Genomic DNA, 2,557 nt, shown 5'->3' with positions numbered 1-2,557 from the left:
CTGTAGTCATGTTACGCGATCAGTTTTTTGACCGATTGCGGACCAAAATCGGCGACCAATACGTTCGTCTCCGCATTAGAGTCCCCTTCCATGTCGCGAACGGATTCGTCTCCGAAATCGACGCCAAGGACTCTGCTTTTCTGAGCACCATCTCCACCAGCGAAATCGTCGAATTCCGATTGAACGAACGCCGAAATTTCTCGGCGTCGATCCTGGAACGACTGGGCGGAGGTGCAGATCTGATCGATGTGTCTGCTGTGCATTATTTTCTGATCAGGGATATGACGGTGGAAATGACCCAATCCCACACCGGCTTCAAGAAAATGCGTCGGCTAGAGCCCGAAATATGGGAACGATACCTGAGAGACGAACCGCAATTCAATGCACAGAACATGATAATATACCATTGGAGTTCGATAGCACCATCTCAATCTACGGTTGAAAGCTTCACTGCGCTTGCTACTTTTCGCGCCTACTACACTGGCCGCCTCTGGCTTTACGCGCTGGTTGTGATCGCATTGGGTGCGATGGGCAGCGCGTCTCAAGCAGGCTTAGTTTCGCTGATTGGAATGTGGTGGCAGCTCAATGAGCCTCGGCAAATTGCGGCCGCCAACACCGCAATCTTTGCTTTCCTTGCCGCCGCTCTCGTTCTTGTTGTCCGATTTAGCCGAAGGTGGCCAAATCCAGTTGGATGGGCTATCGGATATCTCAGAGCCCGCCGTTAAGGTAGGATGGACGAATCACGTGGGGAGCGTGCGTATGATAAACGAGCCAGGCTTCGCGAGTATCCTCTCTGGGCGACTATCCCGGCCATGTCTGTCCGGCGATGCATTCTCAATCTACGGCTGGTTGGAGCGGGCTGGGGTCCATCAGTTCTACCCGAATTTTCGGTCGTGGTTTTTCGGCAAGGTCCTTCCGGGGCTCGATACGGGAGAACGCAAAATTATCACGTCATATGTCGAAGGCACGCCCGCTGGTGTAGCAATCTGCAAGCGTGCGGAGACAGAGCGCAAGTTGTGCACGCTTTGGGTCGCGCCCGCTTTGCGCGAGCGGGGAGTGGCAAAATCGTTGGCTAGCTATGCGTTTGACTGGCTTGAATCGGACCGACCGCTTTTCACCGTTCCTGAAGAGCGGATCGGGGAGTTTGCGGGGCTGCTTCGCATATGGAGCTTTTCGGCGCCCAGAGTTTATCCGGCGCTCTACCGATCGGATCGAGCCGAATACATCTTTAACAGCCGCGTCGGGATTTCTGATCACTGACCGGACGAAAAACGGCGTTCGAGCTTTCGCCTAAACTCGTCGAGCGTTGGAGCGTGAATTGCCAAGAGTGGGATGCCCAGCCGAGCTGCCAGCAGTTCGCAGGCAGCTTGCTCTATTGCAGTAAGGGCAGCAATCTCGGGTACAGTGTGTGAGTTTGTGCCAAGCGCCCTGCGCGCCAGGATTTGTTCTGGATCATCGCGTACATGGACCAAGAGATCCGGCGCAATTTCGTCGAAGAACCAGTCTGGAACAAGCAGTGGTCCTTCTAGAGTCTCGACCAACGCATGGCCATCAACAATTTGATTCTTCTTCGATCGAGGGTATGCCCTCAGGGCTTCTGTCGCAATGCGTTGGTTGGTCAGACCATCTGCCAGAGTGATGACTGGCAAGATGCCGCCAGCGGCCTTCAACAGCTGGCTGACGCTGACATACTCCAGTTCAGGTATCCGGTCAGCAGCGTGCATAGAGCGGGTCGTCTTCCCCGATTTTGAGAGTCCCGCTACGAAGACTCTCATACGCATGCCCCAATCGCATCGATTAGTCGGGCTGATGCATAGCCCCATGACTGAGGCGCCGTGAAGCTGAACTCTTGGCGCAGACGGCCTAGGTCCCAATCGTTGACCAGAGGCAGGTGCCGAAGAATCTCGATACCGACACCTGCATCTCGATCCTGGAAATAAGTGAGGAAGTGCCGCTCATCGACGCACGACGCCTTGCCATGCACGCGCCAAAGCTCCTTGACCGGAAGTTTATGAATGGCGCCCATCTGTACGACCGCAGTAAGTCTGCGGCTGGGCGAAGATTCATAGAGGTAGGCCACACAACCCGTGAGATAGCGAGGAAACCGCCGCCTTAGCTCGATAGTTTTTTCTCCGGAGCCAATTAAAGCAGCCCATTTAGGCTGGATGCTCAAAACGATCGTTCGCATGTGGGCTTCCCTGAACCGAAACCTTGATTGCATACAGCCGGAGTAATCGCTAGTCAGTAACGTGCTCGCGGCTACCAGGCAAACCCTCACCAGTGAGGTGTTGGGCGTGCCGGCATTCCAATGGTTGTCCCTCCGGCAGTTCCGCTCTGCCCTTTATACGACTTCAATAGCACAAAAAGTGAACATCGATGCTTTGTTTCGCGCTATGACCCCGATCCTACGGGAGCGAGCGGCGTGATGGGAAGAAGCTGTTCTTACCGGACCTGGCCGTGCATTAAATCAACGTTTGGGGCGGGCCCATAGTGTCGTGGGGCAGGAAGGGATCCCCTCGCTTAAGTAAACGTTAAGGTAGCCGGCAGATTCGGGGAC

The 2,557-nt window shown here is 54.9% G+C and carries 4 protein-coding genes; 2 read left to right on the top strand and 2 right to left on the bottom strand.

Annotated features, from left to right (window positions below):
- Together EOA33_RS39425 and EOA33_RS31755 are read left to right on the top strand one after the other, a co-directional pair.
- On the top strand, nucleotides 1-725 hold a 725-nt coding region (locus tag EOA33_RS39425; protein ID WP_190234431.1), incomplete at its 5' end, for a hypothetical protein.
- 34 nt (nucleotides 726-759) lie between these two features.
- A complete protein-coding gene (locus EOA33_RS31755) occupies nucleotides 760-1,260 on the top strand; it encodes a GNAT family N-acetyltransferase (protein WP_127407426.1) in 501 nt (166 codons plus the stop codon).
- Here the strand turns inward: EOA33_RS31755 and EOA33_RS31750 are convergent.
- On the bottom strand, nucleotides 1,254-1,775 hold the full coding sequence (locus EOA33_RS31750) for an AAA family ATPase (RefSeq protein WP_281033583.1): 522 nt from the start codon (nucleotides 1,773-1,775) through the stop codon (nucleotides 1,254-1,256). The genes EOA33_RS31755 and EOA33_RS31750 overlap by 7 nt on opposite strands.
- Nucleotides 1,772-2,188, bottom strand: coding sequence for an ASCH domain-containing protein (locus EOA33_RS31745; protein WP_190234429.1), 417 nt, complete (start codon nucleotides 2,186-2,188; stop codon nucleotides 1,772-1,774). The genes EOA33_RS31750 and EOA33_RS31745 overlap by 4 nt, the downstream gene beginning before the upstream one ends.
- Between the last annotated feature and the right edge of the window lie 369 nt (nucleotides 2,189-2,557).

Origin of the sequence: Mesorhizobium sp. M4A.F.Ca.ET.050.02.1.1, assembly GCF_003997725.1 — a bacterium.
Classification (GTDB): Bacteria; Pseudomonadota; Alphaproteobacteria; order Rhizobiales; family Rhizobiaceae; genus Mesorhizobium.
This window is presented reverse-complemented; position numbering and strand designations above follow the sequence as displayed.